Source organism: Luteimonas sp. A277 (assembly GCF_054052045.1).
The window spans coordinates 60,244-83,706 of the sequence record NZ_JBSVRG010000004.1 but is presented as its reverse complement, the minus strand read 5'-3'; the positions used below and the strand labels follow the sequence as shown (position 1 = coordinate 83,706).

Genomic DNA, 23,463 nt, shown 5'->3' with positions numbered 1-23,463 from the left:
TCGGCAACGGCAACGAATGCAGCACGGAACGGGCGCTCCCGTGGAGGGATGCACCATGACGATGGCGTTGCGTGACGCAATCGACTACACGGCGCTGGGCTGGGTCAAGCCGGAGCTGGATGAAACCCTGCGCCAGGCGCGGCTCGAGGTGGAGGCGTTCGTCGAAGATCCGACCGACAGCAGCCGGATGCGCTTCTGTGCAGGCTATCTGCATCAGGTGCAGGGCACCCTGCGCATGGTCGAGCTGTATGCCCTGGCGATGGTGGCCGAGGAAATGGAGCAGCTGGCGGGCGCACTGCAGGCGGATCAAGCGCTCGAGCGGGACGCGGCCTGCGCCGCCCTGATGCGTGGCACCGTGCTGCTGCCCGACTACCTGGAGCGCCTGCAGGGTGGGCACCGGGACATACCGATCGTATTGCTTCCGCTGCTCAACGAGCTGCGCGCCGCGCGTGGCGCGACTGGTCTGAGCGAAAGCGTACTGTTTGCCCCGGACTTGGACCGGCCGATGCCGGCGGCCCTGTCGGCGCCTGCTGCAGATGCTGGCGAGGACAGTCCGGGCGCCGCCGCTCCGGTCCAATCCCTGGCGGCAGCCATGGACGGTTGGCCTGAAGGCGGGTTACCCGCGGATGCCGCTGCATTCAGCGTCGCCCTGGAGGCTTTGCTTCCGCAGGCGGCCGACGAGCCCGTACGGCGGATGCTCTGGGTTGCGCAGCGTGCAATGCACGCCCTTGGGGGAGGTGCCGTGGCGTCGTCGCCTGGTTTGCGCCAGGCGTTCTCAAGCGTGGTCCGTGAGGCCCGACGGCATCTGGTGGAAAAGGATGGTTTCGCCGGCGTTGACGCCGCGCTCGAAGCCACCCGTCAGCTGCTGTTCCACGTTGCTGCCGGCGATGTCGGGCATCCGGCGCTGAAGGAATTGCGCAGCACATTCGACCTGGAGCAGGCAGCCCCCAGCGAAGCCGAACTGGATCATGCCCATGGCAGCCTGAGCGGGCGCAATCGCGCGCTGCTCGACACCGTGGCAGCCGCGGTGAAAGAAGACCTGCTGCGGGTCAAGGACGCGCTGGACCTGCACCTGCGTACCGGCGAGGCCGGGATCGCAGGGCTCGAATCGCAGGTGGATATCCTGGACCGTGTCGGCGACACGCTCGGGATGCTTGGATTGGGCGTGGCGCGCACCGTGGTGCTGCAACAGCGCGATGCCGTGGACGCGATCGTGCGTGGGGACCGCGCTGCCGACGAAGACGCGCTGCTCGATATCGCCGGTTCGCTGCTCTACGTGGACGCCTCGCTTGATGAGCAGGTGGCGCGCCTCGGGGTCAGCGATAGCGATCAGGAGCAGGATCCCCTGGCGAATGAGTCGCGCAAGGCGGTGGAAGTCATCGCCCGTGAGGCGATTGCCAACTTCGCCGATGCGCGGCAGGCGTTTGTTGCTTTCGTGGAAACCAGCTGGGACCACGATGAGCTCGTTGAAGTGCCGCGGCTGCTGGACGAGGTGGGCGGCGCGATGCGCATGCTCCAGCTGCAACAGCCTGCGGATTTCCTGGCCGGGGTGAGTCGCTTTACCGAAACCGAACTGCTCGCTCGCCGCCGGGTACCAAACGGTCGTCAGCTGGACACCCTGGCCGATACCCTGGCCAGCCTGGAGTACTACCTGGAGGCACTGGGTGAACACCGGGGCGGCCGCCAGGACATCCTGGATATTGCCCGCAGCAGTCTGGAAACCCTGGGCTATTGGCCGCTGCCGGTTGAGGCCGGGCACGCCGAGCCGGTAGGACACCAAGCCCCGCAAGATCCCATCGGGTTGGCGGAGGCCGGGCTGGAGGATACGGCGGCAACCGTTGCCGCGTTTATTGACCGCCAAGGGCCAGAGGCTGGCGCTGGCGAAGAGGCCGGGACGCGTGATGGAGAAGGCGCTGGCGTCACGGCTGCCGGTCTGGAACCGGAACAGGTCCCGGCGCCGATGTCGCCCCCGGCGCAGGTCGAAGGCGGCTTCGAAGCCACCGGCGACGAAATCGACGACGAGATCCGTGAAGTCTTCCTGGAAGAGTTCGCCGAAGAAATCGACAACCTCGATGGCCTGTTGCCGCCGTGGCGCGACAGTCCCGAGGACATGGAGCGGCTGCGGCCGATCCGCCGCGTTTTCCACACCCTGAAGGGCAGCGGCCGGCTGGTGGGCGCACGCACCCTGGGCGAGTTCAGCTGGAAAATCGAAAGCCTGCTCAACCGGGTTCTGGAAGGCGGTCGTCCGGCCAGCCCCGCGGTGTTTGCTGTCGTCGATCATGCGTTTCACGTACTGCCGGTGTTGCAGGCAGCGTTGAAGGGCGAGCGCAGCCTGGATGTGGATCTGGCCGCGCTGAAAGAAGATGCCGAGCGCATTGCCGACGGTGATGAAACCATGCCGCGAGCACCGCTGCGCAGCAGCCCGGCCGGTGAAGGGGAGGGCGCAGTCGAAGTGCTGTCAGCATCTCCACCAGCCATGGAAGAGCCCGCAGCCGCCGGTGCCCCGGAGTTGGTGCCGGCCCAGGTGGATGAGCTGCTGCTTGAAATCCTCGACGCCGAGGTGGATGGCCACCTGGCGGTGGTAGATGGCTGGCTGCAAGCCGCCGCCTCGGGTCCGACGACGGTGGATGATTCACTGCTGCGCGCAGTGCACACCATGAATGGCGCGTTCGCGATGGCCGAGGTGCCCATGGTGCCAACCGCCCTGTCGCCGGCGGAATCCTGGGTCCGGCGCCTGCTTGGCACTGGAAATACTGCCAGCGAGGAGGCCGTGGCCGCCATGCAGGAGCTGGCCACGCTGGTTCGCAGTTCGATTGCCGGGCTGAAGTCGGATACGCCGGGCGTGCCGGTCTGCAAGGATCTGGCTGCACGCTGGACCGCCCTGCGTGACTCGCTGCCCGAACCCGCTTCCATGCGGTTCGCAGATTTTGATATCCCGGATCCCTCCGATCCTGAACTGGAGGCGGAGCTGCTTGAGGCCGAACGCATAGAAGCGGAGCGTTTCGAGGCCGAGCGCATCGAAGCCGAACGTGTCGAAGCCGAACGTGTCGAGGCCGAACGCCTTGAAGCCGAACGCCTTGAAGCCGAACGTCTCGAAGCCGAGCGCACCGAAGCCGAGCGCACCGAAGCCGAGCGCACCGAAGCCGAGCGTGTCGAAGCCGAACGTGTCGAAGCCGAACGTCTCGAGGCCGAACGTGTCGAAGCCGAACGTCTCGAAGCCGAGCGTCTCGAAGCCGATCGCATCGAAGCCGAACGTATCGAGGCCGAACGTATCGAGGCCGAACGTCTCGAGGCCGAACGTCTCGAGGCCGAACGTCTCGAGGCCGAACGTCTCGAGGCCGAACGTCTCGAAGCCGAGCGCCTTGAAGCCGAACGTCTCGAAGCCGAGCGCCTTGAAGCCGAGCGCCTCGAAGCCGAACGTCTCGAAGCCGAGCGCCTTGAAGCCGAACGTCTCGAAGCCGAACGTGTCGAAGCCGAGCGTCTCGAAGCCGAACGCCTCGAGGCCACCACGCAACCAGTGCCAGCCGGGCAGACCGACGATCCGGACGAACCTCTGAATCTGTCCGCCCTGGACGTCGAGCTGGTCGACATCTTCATCGAAGAGGCCGGCGATCTGCTTGATCACTCCGACGGCCTGTTGGCGCAGCTCGCCGACCAGCTGGGCGATCGCGAGAGCATAGTCGGGTTGCAGCGGGATCTGCATACCCTGAAGGGCGGTGCGGGCATGGCCGGGCTGCTGCCGATCGGCGAGCTGGGCCACGCGATGGAGACGGTGCTGGAGTCCGTCGTCGAGGGTCGCAGTGAACTGGGCCGCGACGGGATGGAACTGCTCCAGCGCGGCTATGACCGGCTGCACGTCATGGTGACCCGCGTGCGCGACCGGCGTGCGATCTCCAGCGCGCATGAGCTCGTTTCCGCTTTCGAAGCCCCGGGCGACGCCGCCAGCGCCGACCGCCCGGAAGCGAGTGTCCCGACCCCCGCTCCAACAGAGCCGCGCGCGCCGAAAAAGGTGCTGGACCCGCTGTCTGCACCGATGGCCGATGCCGCTGCCGCAACTGGCGACGATGGCGAGACGCGGGCGCCGCAGGAACAGGTGCGCGTGCGCGCCGACCTGCTTGACCGCCTGGTCAACTCCGCCGGTGAGGTTGCGATCTACCGCGCACGCCTGGAGCAGCAGCTGGGAGCGTTCCGCGGCGCAATGGTGGAGATGGAGCAGACCAACATGCGTCTGCGCGACCAACTCCGTCGCCTGGACATCGAAACTGAAGCCCAGATCATCGCCCGCTACCAGCGCGAGACGGAAACGACCGAGGCAACATTCGATCCGCTGGAGCTCGACCGTTTCTCCACCCTGCAGCAGCTGTCGCGCGCGTTGGCCGAGTCAGCCGCGGACATGAACAGCCTGCAGGGCACGCTGGATGACCTGACCAGCCAGTACGAAACCCTGCTGACCCAGCAGTCGCGGGTCAGTTCGGAGCTGCAGGAAGGCCTCATGCGCACCCGCATGGTGCCATTCGAGTCCGTGCTGCCGCGCCTGCGGCGGGTGGTGCGCCAGGCCGCCGGCGAGACCGGCAAGCAGGTGCAGCTGCATGTGGAAGGTGCCCAGGGCGAGCTGGACCGCAACGTCCTTGAGCGCATGACCGCACCGCTGGAGCACATGCTGCGCAACGCGGTGGTCCATGGGTTGGAGGATTCCAGGGCGCGGCGCAAGGCCGACAAGTCCGAGGAAGGCCGGATCGGCATCACGGTGCGCCGTGAAGGTTCCGAAGTGGTGCTGCTGGTGTCCGACGATGGCCGTGGCCTGGATCGGGCCAGCATCCGGCGGCGGGCCGAAGAGCGCGGCCTGGTGGCCGCGGGCGCGGTGCTGACCAACGAGGCGCTGGACACGCTCATTTTCGAGCCGGGCTTCTCCACCGCCGACGAGGTCAGCCGTCTGGCAGGTCGCGGCGTGGGCATGGACGTGGTCACCAGCGAGGTCCGCCAGCTGGGCGGCACGCTGGAAATCAACACCGGCAAGGGTGAGGGCACCACCTTTGCCCTGCGTCTGCCGCAGACCCTTGCGGTGACCCAGGCGGTGTTCGTGCAGATCGGTGACACCAGTTTCGCAGTGCCGATTGCTTCGGTGCGCGGCGTTGGCCGGATTTCCCGCGAGGCGATGGCCGAGCCGGATGCCGCCTACGAGTACGGCGGTGAGGAATACGTGCTGCATGACCTGGGTCGGCTGGTTGGCCAGGCCCCGGCACGCGCCGAGGGCCACCTGCAGATGCCGCTGCTGCTGATCGGCGCCGGTGGTCTGCGCGCAGCGGTGGCGGTCGACCAGATCCAGGGCAACCGCGAGATCGTGGTGAAGCCGGTGGGCCCGCAGGTTGCGTCGGTCCCGGGCATCTTCGGCGCGACCATCATGGGTGATGGCAGCGTGCGCGTGATCCTGGACGTGGCGCCGCTGGTCCGCCGCCTGGCAACGCAGCCGCACGACGTGCGGCCCGCGCCGGCGGTGGAAGCGCGGCCGGTGCCGCTGGTCATGGTGGTCGACGACTCCGTCACCATGCGCAAGGTCACCGGGCGCGTGCTGGAACGCAACCACCTGGAGGTGGTGACTGCACGCGACGGCATCGACGCGATCGAGAGGATGGACGAACGCGTACCCGACCTGATGCTGCTGGATATCGAAATGCCGCGCATGGACGGGTACGAGCTGGCCACGCACATGAAGGCTGATGCCCGCCTGCGCGACGTGCCGATCGTGATGATTACCTCGCGTACCGGCGAGAAGCATCGCCAGCGTGCGTTCGAGATCGGCGTCGAGCGCTACCTCGGCAAGCCGTACCAGGAGAACGAATTGATTCACAACGTGTTCGACCTGCTGGGCATGGAGCAGCCCGATGGCTGAGCACGGGGTGCGGGTGGCATTGCTGGCGCGGGACGGCCAGGCGCGCGAGCGGCTGCAGGAAGCTCTGCGCGAAGCCGGCGCGCAGCTGGTGGCCGTGGTCGATCCGCTGACCGCGGATCCCGGGGAAGTGGCGTCCAAAGAACCGCAGGGCGTGCTGGTGGCGCTGGAACCGGCCATCGAGGACGCGCTGGAGGCCTGGGACGCCCTTTTGTCGGATCCTTCGTTGATAGTGATCTTCGACGAGGCGGAGCTGGCGGCTTCGCGGTCCGGCTGGGATGCAGCGCGCTGGATCCGTCATCTGCGCGCAAAGCTGCTGCGCCATGACGATGTGTTGCCGCCCGGCGCCGAACCGGAGGGAGAGTGGCAGCCTGAGCCGGGTGCTTTGCAGCATGCTGCCGAAGTGCCTGCCGATGAAGGCCTGGAGGCCTGGCTGGAACGGATGTCGCGCGCCGCCGCGGACGCCAACCTGGACAGCGCGGCGGGGCCGGACTCCGAAGACGCCCGCGCGGCGGACCCGCCCGCGGTTGTGGCCGCATCGGGAATGTTCTCCAACCTTGAGCTGGTCGATCCCGAGGTGCCGGTCACCGATGCTTCCCCAGGCGAGGATGACGCTGATACGCGCCTTGCGGCTCTGGAGGAGCGCATCGCCGGCCTCAGCCTTGCCGATGGCGACAACTACAGCCGGCAATCCGGCCCTGGCGCGGTACTGGTGGAAGCCGGTCTGGGCGGGCCTGACGCAGTGCGCCAGCTGCTGGGGGCCCTGGGTGAGCGGTTCCCGCGTCCGCTGCTGGTGCGGTTGCGACTGGAGGGCGGGCGCTATGAGCGGCTGGTGCGGCAAATGGATCGGGCTACCCCGCTGTCTGTGATCCTGGCCGATGAAGGCGTTGCGATCGAGACCGGGCGCGTGTACTTCCTTCCTGAAGGGATGGATGTGGTTGCGGACGATTCGCGGCTGAAGTTTGTACGCGACGAATCGGCGTTGCAGCGCCTGCCGTCCGGGCTGGCTGCCGATGACAGCGCGGTGCTGTTCATGAGTGGTGCCGATGCCGCATTGGTGGGTCAAGCACTGCAACTGGGCGAGGCGGGTGCGCTGGTGCTGGGGCAGTCCGCTGAGGCCAGTTTTGATGCAGCGGCCGCGCAGCGGCTGATGGAGCATGGTGGTTCCGCCATTGACGCGGCAGCGATCGCAGCTCGGCTGCAGGAGCGTTGGCCGCCGCAGATTGACCAGGCAGACGCCGGTATGGAGGAGCAGCAACCATGAACCAACAGGATGCCGGCAGCGTCTCCCGTGATATCCGCGGGGTGCTGATCCAGATCAAGGGCGGCAGCCTGCTGCTGCCCAACGCCAGCGTTTCCGAAGTGCTGTCCTATGCCGATCCCGAGCCCCTGGATGGAGCGCCCGATTGGATCCTGGGCCGCATCCGCTGGCGCGGGTGGCAGTTGCCCCTGGTCGCATGGGGGCGACTGACCGGTGCCGCGGCAGACGAAGCTGGCGACCTCGGCAGCAAGGTGGCGGTGATCAAGGCGCTGCATGGCAATCCGCGCCTGCCGTACTTCGCGGTGCTGGCCCAGGGCTTCCCGCGGCTGGTCACGGTGTCCCACGATTCGCTGCTGACGGATGCGGGCGAAGGCCAGCCCCTGCCCGAGGCCGCGCTGGCCAGCGTGATGCTCAACGAAGACCGGGCCATGGTTCCGGACCTTGACGCCATTGCCGGGCAGATTGACAGCGCGCTGCAGCAGGCCGGTTAGCGGCGGAAAAAATCCGTCACAGATCTCCGAGCCGGGCCTGCAGGGCGGCGATCGCGGCCAGGCCGGCGGTTTCCGTGCGAAGCACGCGCGGTCCCAGGCGCACGCCGGTGAAGCCGGCGGACTCGAGCATCTCCCGGTCGCGCGGTGACCAACCGCCTTCGGGGCCGATAGCGATGGTCAACGCGCCGTCCGCCGGCGCAGCGATCCCGGCAATGCCGTGTTTGGCGAACGGGTCCAGCAGCAGGCGCAGGGAGTGAGCCGGAAGGCTGTCCAGGGCTGTCGCCAGGGGCACGGGCGCCGCGACCTCGGGCACCCGGGCGCGGCCGCTCTGCTCACAGGCGGAAGTGACCACGCTGCGCCAGTGGGCCAGGCGCTTTTCCGCGCGCTTGGCATCCAGCTTCACCTCGCTGCGCTGACTGCTGACCGGTGCGAATGCACTGGCCCCCAGCTCGGTTGCCTTCTGCAGGATCAGGTCCATTTTTTCCCCGCGGGCAATTCCCTGCAGCAGGTTGATCCGCAGCGGGGATTCGTTGTCCACCGCGCGCGCGGCGATGACCTCGGCTTCGCCGTCCCGCTTGCCCACGGCGGTGATGCGGGCCGCGTAATCCTGGCCGTCACCGTTGAACAACACGCATTCGTCGCCTTCGCGCAGGCGCAGGACCCGCAGCAGGTGTGCGGCTGCCGTCTCCGACAGGCCGACCCGTGCTCCGACAGCCAGCGGTGCGTCCACGAACGCCCGGATCACCCGGCCGCGGACGGTCCCTGCGCCCGGCACGGTCACGAGGTGGCCTCCTCGATCACGCTGCGGGTGACGTCGGCCAGCAGCTGCAGTTCGTCATCCTGGATGCAATAGGGCGGCATCCAGTAAAGGATGTCGCCGAGCGGGCGCAGCAGCACGCCGCGCTCGACGGCGGCACGGTAGGCATGCAGGCCGATGCGCCGGGCGGGATCGAACGGCGTACCGTTCCGGCCGCCTTCGGCCAGTTCAATCGCCAGGATCATGCCGGTCTGGCGCACATCGGCCACGTGGGGCAGCTCGGCCAGCGGGGCTGCCAGCCGGGCCATCTTTTCGGCGGTCACGCGGTTGCGGGCCAGCACGTTGTCGGATTCAAAAATGTCCAGGGTCGCCAGCGCCGCGGCACAGGCCAGCGGGTTGCCGGTATAGCTGTGCGAATGCAGGAAGGCGCGCTCGCGCGATTCGTCCAGGAACCCGTCGTAGATCGCCTGCGTGGCCAACACTGCGGCCAGCGGCAGGAACCCGCCGGTCAGACCCTTGGACAGGCACATCAGGTCGGGCATCACCCCGGCCTGTTCGAAGGCGAACATGGTGCCGGTACGGCCGAAACCGACCGCGATCTCGTCCGCGATCAGGAACGCCCCGTGCACGTCGCACAGCTCGCGCGCGCGCTTCAGGTACACGGGGTGATACATGCGCATGCCGCCGGCACATTGCACCAGCGGCTCGAGCACCAGCGCGCAGATTTCGCCCGGATGCTCATCGAACAGCCGCGCCAGCGCATCCGCGGCGTCTTCCGCCCGGGCCACGGCATCGCGCTCGCTGCCGGCCAGGTAGGCGTCGGGCGACGGCGCGAACATCGCTTCCATCAGCAGCGGTGCATACACGCGCCGATACAGGGGGATGTCGCCTACTGAGAGCGCGCCGATGGTCTCGCCGTGGTAACCGTTCTCCAGGGCGACGAACTTTGTGCGCCGTGGCTCATCGCCGCGGTTGCGGAACCACTGGAAGGCCATCTTCAGCGCCACCTCGACCCCGGCCGAGCCGTTGTCGGCGTAGAACACCTTGGCCAGCGGGTCGCGGCCAGGCTGGCGCGGGGCGATCGCCAGCAGGCGCTCCGCGAGCTCCACCGCCGGCTGGTGCGAGCAGCCGGCCAGGATCACGTGCTCCAGGGTCTGCGCCTGGCGACCGATGGCTGCGGCAATGCGTGGTTCGGCATGGCCGAACAGGTTCACCCACCAACTGGAGACGGCGTCGAGGGTGCGGCGGCCGTCGGGGCCGATGAGCCACACGCCTTCGCCGCGCTCAACCGGTAGCAGCGGAAGCGTATTGGGGTGCTCGCGCATCTGGGTGCATGGGTGCCAGAGCACCTGGAGATCGCGGGTACACCAGTCGGTGGCGTCGGCTAGAATGGTTTGATCGTGAATCATCTTGTCCATCCTCCCATTATCACCCGGGCGCCTGAAGCCGGCGCCGGCCGCCCCGTATGAGCCGCAAGCTGCCGATCATCCATTCGGTGAGTGAGCACGAGGCCGGGCCCTATCGCATGGAGCGGCTGGACCTGGAATTCAGCAACGGGGAGCGGCGCCGCTACGAGCGCGTGCACGGGCGGGGCTACGGGGCGGTGGCCGTGGTGCCGATGCTGGATGCGGACACCGTGCTGCTGGTACGTGAGTACGCCGCCGGGCTGCACCGCTATGAGCTGGGCCTGGTGAAGGGCCGCATCGATGCGGGTGAAACCCCGGAGCAGGCCGCCGACCGCGAGCTGAAGGAAGAAGCCGGCTACGGTGCGCGCGATGTGCAGGTGCTGCGCATGCTCACCCTGGCGCCCACCTATATGAGCCACCAGACCCATCTGGTATTGGCCCGCGATCTGTACCCCGAGCGCCTGCCCGGTGACGAGCCGGAAGAGCTTGAAGTGGTGCCGTGGAAGCTGGACGCGTTGCATGAGCTGGTCCTGCAGGAGAATTTCTCAGAGGGCCGCTCGATCGCCGCGCTGTTCATCGTGCGTGAGTACCTGCGCCACCATGCCGGTCGCTGAATCCATCCGCGAGGGTGTGATCGATATCGCCCGGCAGGCGGCGGCAGCCATCCTCGAGGTGTACGCGGGCCGGTTCGAAGTGGAGCGCAAGGACGACGCCTCGCCGGTCACCGCGGCCGATTTCGCCGCGCACCATGTGATTGTCGACGGGCTGCGGGCATTGACGCCGGAAATCCCTGTGCTGTCGGAGGAGTCCGCGCACGAGGTCACGGCGGCGGAGCGGCTGGGCTGGAATCGACTGTGGGTGGTGGATCCGGTGGACGGCACGCGCGAATTCATCAAGCGCAACGGCGAGTTCAGCGTCAATATCGCGCTGGTCGAAGACGGCATTGCCAGCTTTGGAGTGATCCAGCAGCCGGTGACCGGACAGCTGTGGTACGGGGCGCCGGGTCGTGGCGCCTGGCGGCGCGATGGCGGCATCGAGCATGCGCTGCGCACGGGAAAACGCGAGGCGGGCGCGCGACTGCGCGTTGCCGCCAGCCGGTCGCACCGTGATGGCCGGACCGAGGCGCTGATGGAGCGCATCGGCGTGATCGAGCCGGTGGCGCTCGGTTCATCGCTGAAATTTTGCTGGCTCGCGGAAGGAAGGATGGATGTGTATCCCCGGTTCGGACCCACCAGCGAGTGGGATACGGCCGCCGGGCAGGCGATCCTCGAGGGGGCCGGGGGGATGCTGGTGGATCCGCGCGGGCGCCCGTTCCGTTACAACCAGCGGGAGACGCTGCTCAATGGCGATTTCATCGCCCTGGGTGATCCTTCCCTGCCGTGGCAGGAGTGGCTGTAGGCCATGCCTGAAGCCCAGGACATCCGCCGCCTGATCGGGATCATGGCCCGCCTGCGCGACCCCGAGGGCGGTTGCCCGTGGGACCTGGAGCAGGATTTCGCCAGTATCGCCCCGTACACGGTCGAGGAAGCTTACGAGGTGGCCGATGCCATCGACCGCAACGACATGGACGGGCTGCGCGAGGAACTTGGCGACCTGCTGCTGCAGGTGGTGTTCCACTCACGCATGGCGCAGGAGGAGGGGACGTTCGGATTCGGGGATGTGGTGCAGGCCATCTGCGACAAGATGGTCAGCCGCCACCCGCACGTGTTCGGCGGGACGCAGGTGGCCGATGCCCTGGAACAGACCCGCGAGTGGGAGGAGCACAAGCGGCGCGAGCGGGAAGCACGCGGCGAGGTGGATGACTCGGCACTGGCCGGGGTCTCACGCGGACTGCCGGAATGGATGCGGGCGGTGAAGCTGCAGAACCGCGCCGCGCGGGCAGGCTTCGACTGGCCGGGACCGGAGCCGGTCATCGCCAAACTGCAAGAAGAGATCGAGGAAGTCCGGGTGGAGTTCGATGCGGTATCGACAGCCCCCGGTGATGATGCAGCCGCAGCGCGGGAGCGGCTGGAAGAGGAGATCGGCGACGTGCTGTTCGTGGCGGCCAACCTGGCCCGCCATGCGCAGGTGGACGTGGGTACGGCGTTGCGCCGGGCCAACCACAAATTCGAGCGCCGGTTCCGGGCCATGGAGGCGCTGGCGAAGGCTGACGGCACCAGCTTGCCGGAGCTTCCACTGGCGGCGCATGAGGCATACTGGGACCGGGCCAAGCAGGCGGAAAAGTCGCAGCAATGAGCCGGTTTTCCAGCTTCCGCGAGTTCTATCCGTTCTATCTCGAAGAACACGCCAACCGCACATCGCGCCGGCTGCACTTCATCGGCAGCTGCGGGTCGCTGCTGCTGGTGCTGTTGGCCGTCTGGCAGCGCAGCGGATGGTGCCTGCTGGCGGCCCTGCTGTGCGGATACGGCTTTGCCTGGGTTGGGCACTTCTTCTTCGAGAAGAACCGCCCGGCCACCTTCCGTCATCCGCTGTACTCCTTCCTCGGCGACTGGGTGATGTTCAAGGACATCCTCACCGGGCGTATCCGTCTCTGATCAGAACTCTCTGATCTGAATTTCTGACCCGACTGCGGATCTTCACGGCGCGTGCACCAGCCGAACGGCATCTTTCACAAAGCTGAAGGAGCCGTAAGGCTTCTCTCCATTCATTGCCACATCGGAGTCGATATGCGCGCAACGCAGGAGCCGGGCGGGCTGGTCTTGATTGTCGAAGACAACCGCAATATTTCGGAAATGGTGGGCGAATACCTGGAAGGACGGGGATTCGAGGTGGACTACGCGGCTGACGGTCTGGATGGCTATCGGCTGGCCGCGGAAAACAGTTACGACGTGATCGTGCTGGACCTGATGCTGCCGCGCCTGGACGGGATCGAGGTGTGCCGGAGATTGCGCGAGGAAGCACGCAAATCCACGCCGGTGCTGATGCTGACTGCGCGCGACACCCTGGATGAGAAGCTGACCGGGCTCGGCTCGGGCGCGGATGACTACCTGACCAAGCCGTTCGCGATCCAGGAGCTGGAGGCGCGGCTGCGGGCGCTGATCCGGCGCGAGCGCCGCCAGGTGGGCTCGGAAGTGCTCAAGGTCGCGGATCTGGTGCTTGATCCGGCCAGCCTGCGCGCCACCCGTGCCGGCCAGGAGCTGCAGCTCTCGCCCATCGGCTTGAAGCTGCTGACCATCCTCATGCGCGAGTCGCCGCGGGTGGTGAGCCGGCAGGAGATCGAGCGTGAGATCTGGGGCAACAGCCTGCCCGATTCGGACACCCTGCGCAGTCACCTGTACAACCTGCGCAAGACCATCGACAAACCGTTCGAACGTCCGCTGCTGCATACCGTGCAGAGTGCCGGCTACAGGATTGCCGATATAGAACAGTCACCCGCCTGACCGGGTGGGACGGGCCTGACGATGCCACAGGGGTTGCCGCGCAAGCTCCGTCGCCGCTTTCTGGTGCAGGCCCTGGTGGCCAGCCTGGTGCTGGTTATCGCAGTGACGGTTGGCTGCGGCTTGACCCTGCGCACCCTGATCGACGCCCGCCTGCAGGTACAGGGCGAGGAGTTCTGGGCCGCGCGTGCGGCCAACCCGGGCTATGTACCGCCCCGGACTGACAGCGTGCAGGTTTATTTCCTGCCCGCCGACAGCGCGATCGAAACGGTGCCGCCGCCGCTGCGGCGGGCGCCCGGCTCGCACGCGCTGCCGGGCTACGACCGCCACCTGTGGGTGGATTCACGCCCGGAAGGCACGGTGTACGTGCAGATGTCGTTCGCGCATGCGAAGCGGGTGATGTGGGCTGCAGCAATGCTGTTTGCGCTCCTCGGTTCATTGGGCCTGTTCGTGTTGAGCTGGCTCACCTATCGCGCCACCAGCCGGCTGGTGATGCCGGTCACCTGGCTGGCGACGAGGGTGTCCAGCTGGGATATGGAAAGCAATGCGATGGAGGCGCTTGATGTCAGGCGCAGTCCCGGACACGTAGGCAGCGAGGTCAGGCAGCTCAGCAACGCCCTGCGTGACCTGGCCACCCGGGTCCGGGCGCTGGTGCAGCGCGAGCGTGACTTCACCCGCGATGCCAGTCACGAACTGCGTACCCCCCTGACCGTGGTGCGGGTGGCCAGCGACATGCTGTTGGCCGATCCGGAAACACCCGAGCGCTCGCGCCGGTCGCTGCAGCGGATCCAGGCCGCCGGACGCGACATGGAAGCGGTGGTGGAGGCGTTCCTGATCCTGGCCCGTGACATCGAAGTGGAACCGCAAGGTGAGGAATTCCGGGTGCGCGAGGTGGTGGCCGAGGAAGTCGAGCGCGCATTGCCGCTGCTGGCCGGCAAGCCGGTCGAGCTGCGGGTGACCGGCTCCGGCGACCCGGTGCTGTCCGCGCCGCCGCGGGTCCTGGGGGTCATGCTGGCCAACCTGCTCAGCAACGCCTGTGTGTTCACCGAACGCGGTTTGATCGAGGTGGAAGTGACGGACGCCACGATCGCCGTGCGCGATACCGGGATCGGCATGTCGCCGGGCACCCTGCAGCGGGTGTACGACCCGTTTTACCGGGCCGACCAGTTCCACGGGCCCGGCAAGGGCATGGGGCTGTCGATCGTGCGCCGGCTGGGTGAACGGTTTGGCTGGCCGGTGTCCCTGCGCAGCGCCCAGGGGCAGGGCACGGTGGCCGAGATCCGCTTCAGGAAATAACCGGAGTGCCAGCGGGCAGGCGGCGCCATGTCAACCGCGGCCCGGCGTGGGCGTTCCCTTGAGTGTCATCCACTGTCCGGCCTGCCGCACCCATGAGCCAACCCAGCCGTAAACCCGTCCGCCCGCGCCGTTCGCGTGGCCGCTCTCGCGTTGTGATCATCGTCGCCGGCGTGCTGCTGGCGATCGCTGCCCTGTGGATGTGGCAGCAGCGCGGCTCTGCCCAGGACGAGGGCAATTGGCGCACCACCACGGTCGAGCAGGGCAATATCCGCGTGGCGATTTCCGCCACCGGCACCCTGAGCGCGACCTCCACCGTGGTGGTCGGCAGCCAGGTTTCGGGCCAGGTGACGGATGTGCTCGTCGACTTCAACGATACGGTGAGCAGGGGCCAGGTGATCGCCCGGATTGATCCCAGCAGCTATGACGCCCAGATCGAACAGGGCAATGCCCAGATCGCCAGCGCCCGGGCTTCGCTGGCCCAGGCGCAGGCCACGCTTGCCAACGCCGAAGCCGATTACCAGCGCAAGGCCGGGCTCGGCGAGCGGCAGCTGGTGGCGCGCAGCGACATCGATCTCGCCCGTGCGGCGTTGGACCAGGCGCGGGCGCAGGTAGCCTCGGCGCAGGCGCAGATCCGACAGCAGACCGCTTCAACCCGCACGGTGCAGGTCAACCTCGACCGCACCGTGATCCGGTCGCCGGTGGATGGCGTGGTGCTTACCCGCACCATCGAGCCCGGCCAGACCGTGGCGGCCAGCCTGCAGGCGCCGGAACTGTTCACCATCGCAGAGGATCTGTCGAAGATGCAGATCGAGCTGGCCGTGGACGAAGCCGACATCGGCCAGGTGCAGGAAGGCCAGCAGGTGTCGTTTACCGTGGATGCTTTCCCCGGCCGCCAGTTCCGCGGTGAGGTGCTGCAGGTGCGCCTGGCCGCTACCGATACCAACAACGTCATCACCTATCCGGTGATGGTGGCGGTGGACAACAGCGACAGCACATTGCTGCCGGGTTTGACCGTGAACGCCGAGATCGAGGTCAGCCGCCGCGATGACGTGCTGCTGGTGTCCAACGCGGCGCTGCGCTATCAGCCGGCCGAAGCGGACGCGCGCGCGCCGCAGGGCGCCGCCGGCGCGAGGGGCGGCATGAACGATGAGCTGGACCGGGCGGCCTCCGGCCTTTCGCTGACTGCGGAGCAGCGGACCGCATTTGATGCTGCGCTGGAGGGCATCCGCGCCCGCGCTGACGCCCGTCGGGCCACCGCGCCGCCACAGGGCGGGAACGGGGCAATGTTCGGCGGCGGGATGCGCCGCAGCGGCGGGGCCGGCATGCAGGCCCAGATGCGCCAGCGGATGGTCCAGCGCTACCAGCAGGACTTCGCCGATTTCCGTGCCACCCTGGACGATGACCAGCGCGCCGCGTGGGACCGCGAGCTGGCATCAATGGGCAGCGCCCGGTTCGCACCGCTCTACCGGCTGGTGGATGGCGGGCCGCAGATGGTGACGGTGCGCATCGGCGCCAGTGACGGATCCAACACCGAGGTGTCGGGCGATATCGCCGAAGGCGACATCGTGGTGACCGGCGCGCGGGCGCGGCAGTGACCGGGGTCCCGGTCATCGAGACCCGAGGCCTGGGCAAGGTGTATTCACCGGGTTCCCAGGCCGAGGTGGTGGCGCTGCGCGACGTGGATCTGCGCATCGAGCACGGTGAATTCGTGGCCATCATGGGGCCGTCCGGGTCGGGCAAATCAACCCTGATGAACCTGCTCGGCGCTTTGGATACCCCGAGCAGCGGCGAGTACCTGTGCGACGGGGTCGACGTGGCCACTTTGGATCCCGAGGAACTGGCGATGCTGCGCCGGGAAAAGATCGGTTTCGTGTTCCAGGGCTTCCACCTGCTGCCGCGCATGAGTGCCCTGGACAATGTGGCGATGCCGCTGGGCTATGCGCGGGTGCCAGTGGATGAACGCCGGGAAATGGCGCTGCAAGCTCTGGAAGCGGTGGGGCTGGGCGAGCGTTCGTCGCATCGTCCCAATGAACTGTCTGGCGGCCAGCAGCAGCGGGTGGCCATTGCCCGCGCGCTGATCAACCGGCCGCCGATCCTGTTGGCCGACGAGCCCACCGGCGCGCTGGACTCGAAAACCGGGGCCGAGATCCTGGCCCTGTTTGAGCGCCTGCGCGACCAGGGGCATACCGTGGTGCTGATCACCCATGATGCAGAGGTGGCCGCCCACGCCAGTCGCATTTTCGTCATGCACGACGGGGAACTGCACGAACAGCACGAACAGAGAGAAATCGAGGCCAGGTCATGACGTTCACCGATGTGCTGCGGACCGCGATCTTTGCCCTGCGGGGCAACTGGATGCGCAGTGCGCTGACTTCGCTGGGAGTGATCATCGGCATCGCGGCGGTGATCGTGATGGTATCGGTCGGCCAAGGCACGCAGGCGGAGATCGACAACCTCGTATCCGGGCTCGGCTCGCAGCGGCTGGACATCTCGCCGTCGGCGCAGCGCGGGCCGGGCGGGGCGCGGATGAGCGCGGGCAGCCGCTACACCCTGAGCCAGGGCGACGTGGACGCGATCCGCAATGAAATCCCGGAGGTCCAGTACGTGTCCGGCTCGCTGCGTGGCAATACCCAGGTGGTGTTCGCCGAGAGCAACTGGGCAGCCACGTGGCAGGGGGTGGAACCGGATTATTTCGAGATCAACGCCTGGCGGCTGGCTGACGGCGCGCTGTTCGAGCCGCAGGATTACAGCAGCGCCGCCAACGTGGTGATCCTGGGAGAAACGGTGCGTCGGGAACTGTTTGGTGACCAGCCCGGCATCGGTGAGACGGTGCGGCTGGGACGGGCACTGTTTACCGTGGCTGGCGTGCTGGAGTCGAAGGGCCAGGGCGGCTGGGGACAGGACCAGGATGACGTGATGATGGTGCCGCTGGAGACCGGCCGGCGCAGGCTGCTGGGATCCATGGGCCTGCCGCCGCGGGCGGTCATGCAGGTGGCGCTGACGGTGGCCAATGCCGACGACCTTGGCTATGTGCAGGGCGAGGTGGAAGCGCTGCTGCGCCAGCGGCACGGGATCGCGCCGGGCGAGGAGGATGATTTCGTCGTGCGCAATATTTCCGAGATCGTGGCGGCGCGCACGGCAACGACGCGGTTGATGTCGCTGCTGCTGGGCGCGGTGGCCGGGATCTCGCTGATCGTCGGCGGCATCGGGATCATGAACATCATGCTGGTGTCGGTGACCGAGCGGATCCGGGAGATCGGGCTGCGCATGGCGGTCGGCGCAGGGCCTTCGGACGTGCGTCGCCAGTTCCTGGCCGAGGCGATGCTGATCTCGCTGATCGGCGGGATCATCGGCATCGCGCTGGGAGCGGTGGGAGCGCTGTTGGTGGGGCGGATGGGAGCATTGCCGGTGCAGCTGAACGGCCAGGTGATCGGCCTTGCGGCCGGGTTCTCGATCGCGACCGGCCTGTTCTTCGGGTACTACCCGGCGCGCAAGGCGTCGCAGCTCGATCCCATCGAAGCCCTCCGCCAGTAGGAGCGCGCCACGCGCGCGAAGCCTGTGCGGGCACCCCCGACGGCCCCCACGGGTCGCGGGGTATCCTCTCGGGTTTGACTGTCGAGGTGACGCCCGTGCGAGTACTGACATCCCTGCTGCTGGCAGCCATTGCATTCACCGCAACCGCACAGGATGAAGCTGCGCCGCTCACTGCGCTGGTGATCCACGGCGGCGCCGGGGTGATCGAGCGCGGGTCGCTCAGCGAGGCCGACGAGCTCGAAATCCGTGCGGCACTGGATGCGGCGCTCGACGCCGGCAACGCTGTGCTGGCCCGTGGTGGCAGCGCGCTGGACGCGGTGGAGGCAACGGTGGTGGCTCTGGAGGAACAGCCGCGCTTCAACGCAGGCAAGGGCGCCGTGTTCAACGCTGAAGGACGCCATGAGCTGGACGCTTCGATCATGTACAGCGAGGACCGGCAGGCCGGGGCGGTGGCCGCGGTCACCACGGTGCGCAACCCGATCCGCCTGGCGCGCCGGGTGATGGAGCAGTCCCCGCACGTGATGCTGATGGGAGAAGGCGCGGAGCGCTTTGCCGATGATTACCCGGACCTGGACCGGGTGGACAACGCCTGGTTCGATACCGCTGCCCGGCGTGAACAGCTTGAGCGCGCGCGTCAGCGGGAGGAGGCGGAGCGCCAGGCTGCCGCCGGTCCAGCGCCCGGAGAGTATTTCGGCACCGTGGGCGCGGTTGCGCTGGATGCGCAGGGGCGGATTGCGGCGGCAACCTCCACCGGCGGCATGACCAACAAGCGCTGGGGCCGGGTGGGTGATGCGCCGATCATCGGGGCCGGCACCTGGGCTGACGCCAACTGCGGCGTGTCGGCCACCGGCTGGGGCGAGTTCTTTATTCGCAATGCGGTGGCCCACGACATCTGCGCGCGCATGGCCTACCGCGGAGACAGCCTGCAGACGGCCGCGGAAGCCGTGGTCATGCAGGTGATCCCGGAACACGGCGGCGATGGCGGGGTGATCGCCCTGGACGGTGAAGGCAACATCGCGCTGCCGTTCAACACGGCCGGCATGTATCGCGGCTGGATCGCGGCCGACGGCAGCCGTGGCGTCGCGATCTTCGGCGGCGAGGACTGATGGAGCCTGGCAAACAGGTGCCTGTCCGATCCCACCCTCGGGTATTCCCTATAGGGGCTGGCCCCAATTGCGGGCCGTCCTGCTGCCAGCCACACTCGGCCCAAGGATGGTGGCCAGGTATGGAGAGGGAGTCGGCATGACCGCAATCGGTTCTTACAACATTGTCTCGGGTGACACCCTGTCGCAGATCGCCCAGCGTCTGGGAACCAGCGTGCAGGCCCTGCAAGCCGTCAACCCGCATATCAACAACCCGGACCTGATCTTTGCCGGGGATTCTTTGCAGATATCGGGTGGTGCGGGGTCTGCGGCACAGGGCGGTTCCGCCTCAACCGCGGTTGGCACCCAGGCGGTCAACGGGCCCGTGGCCGGGCTGCAGGGAGCGAACGCGGCTGCCATTGCCGAGCAGTTCATCGGTCGCAACGCCGGGGATCTCAAGCACAGCAATGAGCTTCCGATGGAAAGCTGGGTCCCGGACAACGTCAACTGTGCCAACTTCGTGTCGGCCTGCCTGCAGCAGGCCGGTCTGATCAACTCCGGCCAGGCCAGCGCATCGGTGGATCAGCTTGCCAACAACCTGCGCGGAGCGGGCTGGCAGCAGACCCCGCTGGCCAACGCCAAGCCGGGCGATGTGGTGCTGATGCAGAGCAACGGCCAGTCCCACGTGGTGCTGTTTGCAGGCTTCGAGAACGGCACCCCGAAATTCATAGGTTCCAACAACGTGAATTCCGACGGGACCCAGCGCGTCAGCTGGGGTGGCGCATCCGGCAACTATTACCTGTTGACGCCTCCCGGCTGACGATCTGCCGATTGACCGTTGACGCTGACCGGTGACCGGGTGCCCGCCGCCGGTCAGCCGCCGAGGCCAAGCAACTGGCTGGGGGCTCCGTGCTTCTGCGGCCAGGCCAGCCAGGCCACATCGGTCGGAAGAATGGTCTGATCGACCACCTGCCAGGCGCTGTCGCCGGCGCTGGCATCCTCGTGCCGCCTGAACAGCACCGCGGCCAGGTCGGAAACGCCGCCGGCCGCTGCCGCTTCGGCAAAAGGCGTGTCATCGAGCGTCAGCGCGCCGCCGCCGGTATCCCGCAGGCGGGCCCTCACGAACGCCCAGTGGCCGCAGCGGTCGACCGCCTGCAGGTCCAGCTCCACCGGTTTGCCCAGCCTGGCCCGCGCCTGTTCCAGGGTCAGGTCGACCAGCGCCTGCCAGTCGGAGTCATCGGATTGCAGGGATAGCAGGGCTGGACCGGGATTGGACGTCATGGACGGGACTCGCTGTCTGCCAGAGGAGGGCGCCGCAGCTTCGAGGCCGTCAGTCGCACCGGCAGTGAAACAGTGCCCGACCGGCAATGCAAATCCCCGGGGGTGCGGGCGGAAGCCCGGGGTATGGCAAAATAGCGGTTTCGCGTGAGCCGGAGACATGGCCGACGAAATCGGGCATCTGCCGCGCCGGCCGGCGCGGATCATCAAGGCGACGGTCTGGTCGATGCAGGGCCTGCGTGCGGCCTGGTTGCATGAGTCGTCGTTCCGTCTGGAGATCTATCTTCTGGCGGTGCTCGCGCCGCTTGCTCTGTGGCTGGGTGACAGCGGCGTGGAGCGCGCGCTGTTGCTGGGAAGCTGCCTGCTGGTGCCGATGGTGGAGTTGCTCAATTCGGCGCTGGAAGCGGTCATCGAACGCTTTGGCAACGAGCCCCACGAACTGGTGGGCCGGGCCAAGGACATGGGTTCGGCGGCCGTATGCGTGGCCATGATCAATGCTGGCGCAGTCTGGGCGCTGGTCCTCATTCCCCGCTGGCTCTGACCGGCGTGAATCAATCCCCAACGAACATGTTCAAGGACTTCCGCCAATGATGGAATTGTTGACCGACCCGCAGGTCTGGATCCTGCTGGTGACGCTGAGCACGATCGAGATCGTGCTGGGCATCGACAACCTGGTATTCATCTCGATCGCCGTGGGCCGGCTGCCGGTGGAACAGCGCGAGTTCGCGCGCAAGTTCGGCATCGCCGTGGCATGCATCACCCGTATCGGCCTGCTGCTGACCCTGGCCTGGCTGGCCCGGCTGACCACGGACCTGTTCATGCTGTTCGGGCAGGGGATTTCGGTGCGGGACCTGATCCTGGTCCTTGGCGGCCTGTTCCTGCTGGTCAAGGGCGGCATGGAGATCCGGGAGCAGGTCCTGGGAGGCCATGACGAGGAAGGCGGCGGCAGGGGCAAGGCCGTGGCGTCGTTCGGGTCGGTGATCGCGCAGATCGCAGTGATCGACATCGTGTTTTCGCTGGACTCGGTGATCGCCGCCGTCGGCATGGCCGGCGACTACGTGCCGGTGATGGTGTGCGCGATCCTGATTGCGGTTGGCGTGATGCTGCTGGCCGCCCAGCCGATGGGCCGGTTCATCGACAGCAATCCGACAGTGAAGATGCTGGCATTGGCCTTCATCCTGCTGATCGGCGCTTTCCTTGTGGCCGAGGGCTTCGAGCTGCATATCCCGCGCGGCTACATCTATGGGGCGATGGGTTTCTCGGCCATGGTGGAAATCTTCAATCTGTGGGCCAAGCGGAACGAGATGCGCCGCCAGGGTATCCAGCCGCCTCCCGTGGACGAACCCCGCCAGCCGATGCCACGCTGATAGGCTGGGCGCTTTGACACAGGGGCAGTGCCGATGAGTTACCTGCACCAGATCGACCCGGTGGCGTTTGCACTGGGGCCGCTGCGCGTGCACTGGTATGGGCTGATGTATGTCGTCGGCTTCGGCGTGGCCTGGTGGCTGGGCCGCAGCCGCATCCGCGCCGGACGGCTGCCTGGGGTGAACGAGGACGCCTTTGGCGACCTGATGTTCTACGGCCTGCTGGGGGTGATCCTCGGCGGCCGCATCGGCTACGTGCTGTTCTACGCCTTCGGCGATTTCCTGGCCGATCCGCTGATGCTGTTGCGGCCCTGGGAAGGCGGGATGAGCTTCCACGGCGGGCTGCTGGGCGTGCTGGTGGCGATGTGGTTCTGGTCGCGCCGGCAGCAGCTGCACTTCTTCGACACCGCGGACTTCGCGGCGGTGCTGGTTCCCCAAGGGCTGGGCTTCGGCCGCATCGGCAACTGGATCGGCGGCGAGCTGTGGGGCAAGCCCACCGATGGCGCCTGGGGCGTGGTGTTTCCCAATGCGCTGCCCGCGGAGTTCCGCGGCCTGGATGCGGCCGCGCTGCGCGGACTGCATGAGTCAGGTGCGCTGGAGGCCTTCGCGCGTCATCCGTCACAGCTGTACCAGGCGCTGCTGGAGGGGCTGGTGCTGTTCGCGGTGCTGTGGCTGTACTCCAGGCGTCCGCGGCCGCGCTATGCCATTTCCGGGCTGTTTGCGCTGGGCTACGGCGTGTTCCGGTTCCTGGTGGAGTTCGTGCGTGAGCCGGACGCGCATCTGGGCTACCTTGCCTTCGACTGGTTGACCATGGGCCAGCTGTTGAGCCTGCCGCTGATTGCGCTGGGCCTGTTCCTGCTGTGGAAGTCACGCAGTGCGCCGACCCTGCAGCCGCAGGTTCCGGCGGCTGCCAAGGAGTCGTCCTGATGCGCCAATATCTCCAACTGCTTGGTCATGTGCTGGAGCACGGGACTGAAAAGGCGGACCGCACCGGCACCGGCACGCGCAGCGTGTTCGGATGGCAGATGCGCTTCAACCTCGGTGAAGGCTTCCCCCTGGTGACCACGAAGAAGCTGCATCTGCGCTCAATCATCCACGAGCTGCTGTGGTTCCTGAAGGGTGAGACCAACGTCGCCTACCTGAAGGAAAACCGGGTTTCGATCTGGGATGAGTGGGCGGATGCGGACGGCGAGCTGGGGCCGGTGTACGGCAAGCAGTGGCGCCGCTGGGCCGATGGCAAGGGCGGCGAGATCGACCAGATCCGCTGGGTGATCGATGAGATCCGCCGCAACCCGGATTCCCGCCGGTTGGTGGTGTCGGCATGGAACGTGGCGGATCTTCCGCAGATGGCGCTGCAGCCCTGCCACACCATGTTCCAGTTCTACGTGGTCGACGGAAAGCTCAGCTGCCAGCTGTACCAGCGCAGCGGCGACATCTTCCTGGGCGTGCCGTTCAATATCGCCAGCTACGCGCTGCTGACCCACATGGTGGCGCAGGTGACCGGGCTGGGGGTGGGGGATTTCGTGCACACCTTGGGCGACGCGCACCTGTATTCGAACCACTACGAACAGGCTCGCGAGCAGCTGGCCCGGAAGCCGCGCGCGCTGCCCGGGTTGAAGCTCAATCCGGAGGTGGATGACCTGTTCGCCTTTGGCTTCGACGATATCGCCATCGAAGATTACGACCCGCTCCCGGCGATCAAGGCGCCGGTTGCGGTCTGAGCAGGCCGA

At 67.3% G+C, this 23,463-nt stretch carries 22 protein-coding genes and 1 pseudogene; 19 read left to right on the top strand and 4 right to left on the bottom strand.

The window, feature by feature from the left end; translation table 11 throughout:
* Window positions 1-16 precede the first annotated feature (16 nt).
* Window positions 17-2,272: pseudogene (locus ACW7G2_RS05365) on the top strand (Hpt domain-containing protein); the annotation flags it as partial.
* Here the strand turns inward: ACW7G2_RS05365 and ACW7G2_RS05360 are convergent.
* Entirely contained in the window at window positions 2,220-3,518 is a 1,299-nt protein-coding gene (locus ACW7G2_RS05360) for a pentapeptide repeat-containing protein (protein ID WP_456973741.1), read from the bottom strand. The pseudogene ACW7G2_RS05365 and the gene ACW7G2_RS05360 sit on opposite strands and share 53 nt — an antisense overlap.
* On the opposite strand from ACW7G2_RS05360, the gene ACW7G2_RS05355 reads away from it, so the two are divergent.
* Genes ACW7G2_RS05355 through ACW7G2_RS05345 form a run of 3 tightly spaced genes read left to right on the top strand, consistent with a single transcriptional unit; the run spans window position 3,518 to window position 7,639 of the window.
* Window positions 3,518-5,890, top strand: coding sequence for a response regulator (locus tag ACW7G2_RS05355; protein ID WP_456973739.1), 2,373 nt, complete (start codon window positions 3,518-3,520; stop codon window positions 5,888-5,890). The genes ACW7G2_RS05360 and ACW7G2_RS05355 overlap by 1 nt on opposite strands.
* Window positions 5,883-7,151, top strand: coding sequence for a chemotaxis protein CheB (locus tag ACW7G2_RS05350; RefSeq protein WP_456973486.1), 1,269 nt, complete (start codon window positions 5,883-5,885; stop codon window positions 7,149-7,151). The genes ACW7G2_RS05355 and ACW7G2_RS05350 overlap by 8 nt, the downstream gene beginning before the upstream one ends.
* On the top strand, window positions 7,148-7,639 hold the full coding sequence (locus ACW7G2_RS05345; RefSeq protein WP_456973484.1) for a chemotaxis protein CheW: 492 nt from the start codon (window positions 7,148-7,150) through the stop codon (window positions 7,637-7,639). Before ACW7G2_RS05350 ends, ACW7G2_RS05345 begins: the two co-directional genes overlap by 4 nt.
* Window positions 7,640-7,655: 16 nt before the next feature.
* Here the strand turns inward: ACW7G2_RS05345 and ACW7G2_RS05340 are convergent, their stop codons facing one another.
* On the bottom strand, window positions 7,656-8,414 hold the full coding sequence (locus ACW7G2_RS05340; protein ID WP_456973737.1) for a 16S rRNA (uracil(1498)-N(3))-methyltransferase: 759 nt from the start codon (window positions 8,412-8,414) through the stop codon (window positions 7,656-7,658).
* Between the two features lie 2 nt (window positions 8,415-8,416).
* Window positions 8,417-9,805 carry an adenosylmethionine--8-amino-7-oxononanoate transaminase gene (gene bioA / locus ACW7G2_RS05335; protein WP_456973482.1) on the bottom strand — a complete coding sequence of 463 codons (1,389 nt, stop codon included), beginning with the start codon at window positions 9,803-9,805 and terminating at the stop codon, window positions 8,417-8,419.
* A 56-nt stretch (window positions 9,806-9,861) separates the two neighbouring features.
* On the opposite strand from bioA, the gene nudE reads away from it, so the two are divergent.
* The 11 genes from nudE (at window position 9,862) to ACW7G2_RS05280 (ending at window position 19,911) form a co-directional block, all read left to right on the top strand.
* Window positions 9,862-10,416, top strand: coding sequence for an ADP compounds hydrolase NudE (gene nudE, locus ACW7G2_RS05330; protein WP_456973480.1), 555 nt, complete (start codon window positions 9,862-9,864; stop codon window positions 10,414-10,416).
* On the top strand, window positions 10,403-11,200 hold the full coding sequence (cysQ, locus tag ACW7G2_RS05325; RefSeq protein WP_456973478.1) for a 3'(2'),5'-bisphosphate nucleotidase CysQ: 798 nt from the start codon (window positions 10,403-10,405) through the stop codon (window positions 11,198-11,200). The genes nudE and cysQ overlap by 14 nt, the downstream gene beginning before the upstream one ends.
* Window positions 11,201-11,203: 3 nt before the next feature.
* The gene (gene mazG / locus ACW7G2_RS05320; protein WP_456973476.1) at window positions 11,204-12,037 is read left to right on the top strand and encodes a nucleoside triphosphate pyrophosphohydrolase; all 834 of its coding nucleotides are present in this window, start codon (window positions 11,204-11,206) and stop codon (window positions 12,035-12,037) included.
* Window positions 12,034-12,336, top strand: coding sequence for an Mpo1-like protein (locus tag ACW7G2_RS05315; RefSeq protein WP_456973474.1), 303 nt, complete (start codon window positions 12,034-12,036; stop codon window positions 12,334-12,336). The genes mazG and ACW7G2_RS05315 overlap by 4 nt, the downstream gene beginning before the upstream one ends.
* Window positions 12,337-12,468: 132 nt before the next feature.
* Window positions 12,469-13,182, top strand: coding sequence for a response regulator transcription factor (locus tag ACW7G2_RS05310; RefSeq protein ID WP_456973472.1), 714 nt, complete (start codon window positions 12,469-12,471; stop codon window positions 13,180-13,182).
* Window positions 13,183-13,203: 21 nt separating this feature from the next.
* The gene (locus tag ACW7G2_RS05305) at window positions 13,204-14,475 is read left to right on the top strand and encodes a sensor histidine kinase (RefSeq protein WP_456973470.1); all 1,272 of its coding nucleotides are present in this window, start codon (window positions 13,204-13,206) and stop codon (window positions 14,473-14,475) included.
* Window positions 14,476-14,567: 92 nt separating this feature from the next.
* A complete protein-coding gene (locus ACW7G2_RS05300; RefSeq protein ID WP_456973468.1) occupies window positions 14,568-16,070 on the top strand; it encodes an efflux RND transporter periplasmic adaptor subunit in 1,503 nt (500 codons plus the stop codon).
* Window positions 16,067-16,780, top strand: coding sequence for an ABC transporter ATP-binding protein (locus tag ACW7G2_RS05295; protein ID WP_456973466.1), 714 nt, complete (start codon window positions 16,067-16,069; stop codon window positions 16,778-16,780). Before ACW7G2_RS05300 ends, ACW7G2_RS05295 begins: the two co-directional genes overlap by 4 nt.
* Window positions 16,777-18,009 (top strand): ABC transporter permease, encoded by a 1,233-nt coding sequence (locus ACW7G2_RS05290; RefSeq protein ID WP_456973464.1) that lies wholly within the window; start codon window positions 16,777-16,779, stop codon window positions 18,007-18,009. The genes ACW7G2_RS05295 and ACW7G2_RS05290 overlap by 4 nt, the downstream gene beginning before the upstream one ends.
* A 104-nt stretch (window positions 18,010-18,113) precedes the next feature.
* Window positions 18,114-19,115: an isoaspartyl peptidase/L-asparaginase family protein gene (locus ACW7G2_RS05285; protein ID WP_456973735.1), complete on the top strand. Its 1,002-nt coding sequence runs from the start codon at window positions 18,114-18,116 to the stop codon at window positions 19,113-19,115.
* A 136-nt stretch (window positions 19,116-19,251) separates the two neighbouring features.
* On the top strand, window positions 19,252-19,911 hold the full coding sequence (locus ACW7G2_RS05280) for a LysM peptidoglycan-binding domain-containing protein (protein WP_456973462.1): 660 nt from the start codon (window positions 19,252-19,254) through the stop codon (window positions 19,909-19,911).
* A gap of 53 nt (window positions 19,912-19,964) precedes the next feature.
* Here ACW7G2_RS05280 and ACW7G2_RS05275 read toward each other — a convergent pair whose 3' ends face one another.
* Window positions 19,965-20,372, bottom strand: coding sequence for a hypothetical protein (locus ACW7G2_RS05275; protein WP_456973460.1), 408 nt, complete (start codon window positions 20,370-20,372; stop codon window positions 19,965-19,967).
* 157 nt (window positions 20,373-20,529) lie between these two features.
* Between ACW7G2_RS05275 and ACW7G2_RS05270 the strand changes: the two genes are divergently transcribed.
* From ACW7G2_RS05270 to ACW7G2_RS05255, 4 genes are read left to right on the top strand one after another with little or no spacing between them, the layout of a single operon-like run.
* Window positions 20,530-20,910 (top strand): diacylglycerol kinase, encoded by a 381-nt coding sequence (locus tag ACW7G2_RS05270; protein WP_456973458.1) that lies wholly within the window; start codon window positions 20,530-20,532, stop codon window positions 20,908-20,910.
* A 46-nt stretch (window positions 20,911-20,956) separates the two neighbouring features.
* Window positions 20,957-21,736 carry a TerC family protein gene (locus ACW7G2_RS05265; protein ID WP_456973456.1) on the top strand — a complete coding sequence of 260 codons (780 nt, stop codon included), beginning with the start codon at window positions 20,957-20,959 and terminating at the stop codon, window positions 21,734-21,736.
* Window positions 21,737-21,769: 33 nt separating this feature from the next.
* On the top strand, window positions 21,770-22,660 hold the full coding sequence (lgt, locus tag ACW7G2_RS05260; RefSeq protein WP_456973454.1) for a prolipoprotein diacylglyceryl transferase: 891 nt from the start codon (window positions 21,770-21,772) through the stop codon (window positions 22,658-22,660).
* Complete coding sequence (locus ACW7G2_RS05255; protein WP_456973452.1) at window positions 22,660-23,454, top strand: thymidylate synthase; 795 nt, start codon at window positions 22,660-22,662, stop codon at window positions 23,452-23,454. The genes lgt and ACW7G2_RS05255 overlap by 1 nt, the downstream gene beginning before the upstream one ends.
* Window positions 23,455-23,463 lie beyond the last annotated feature (9 nt).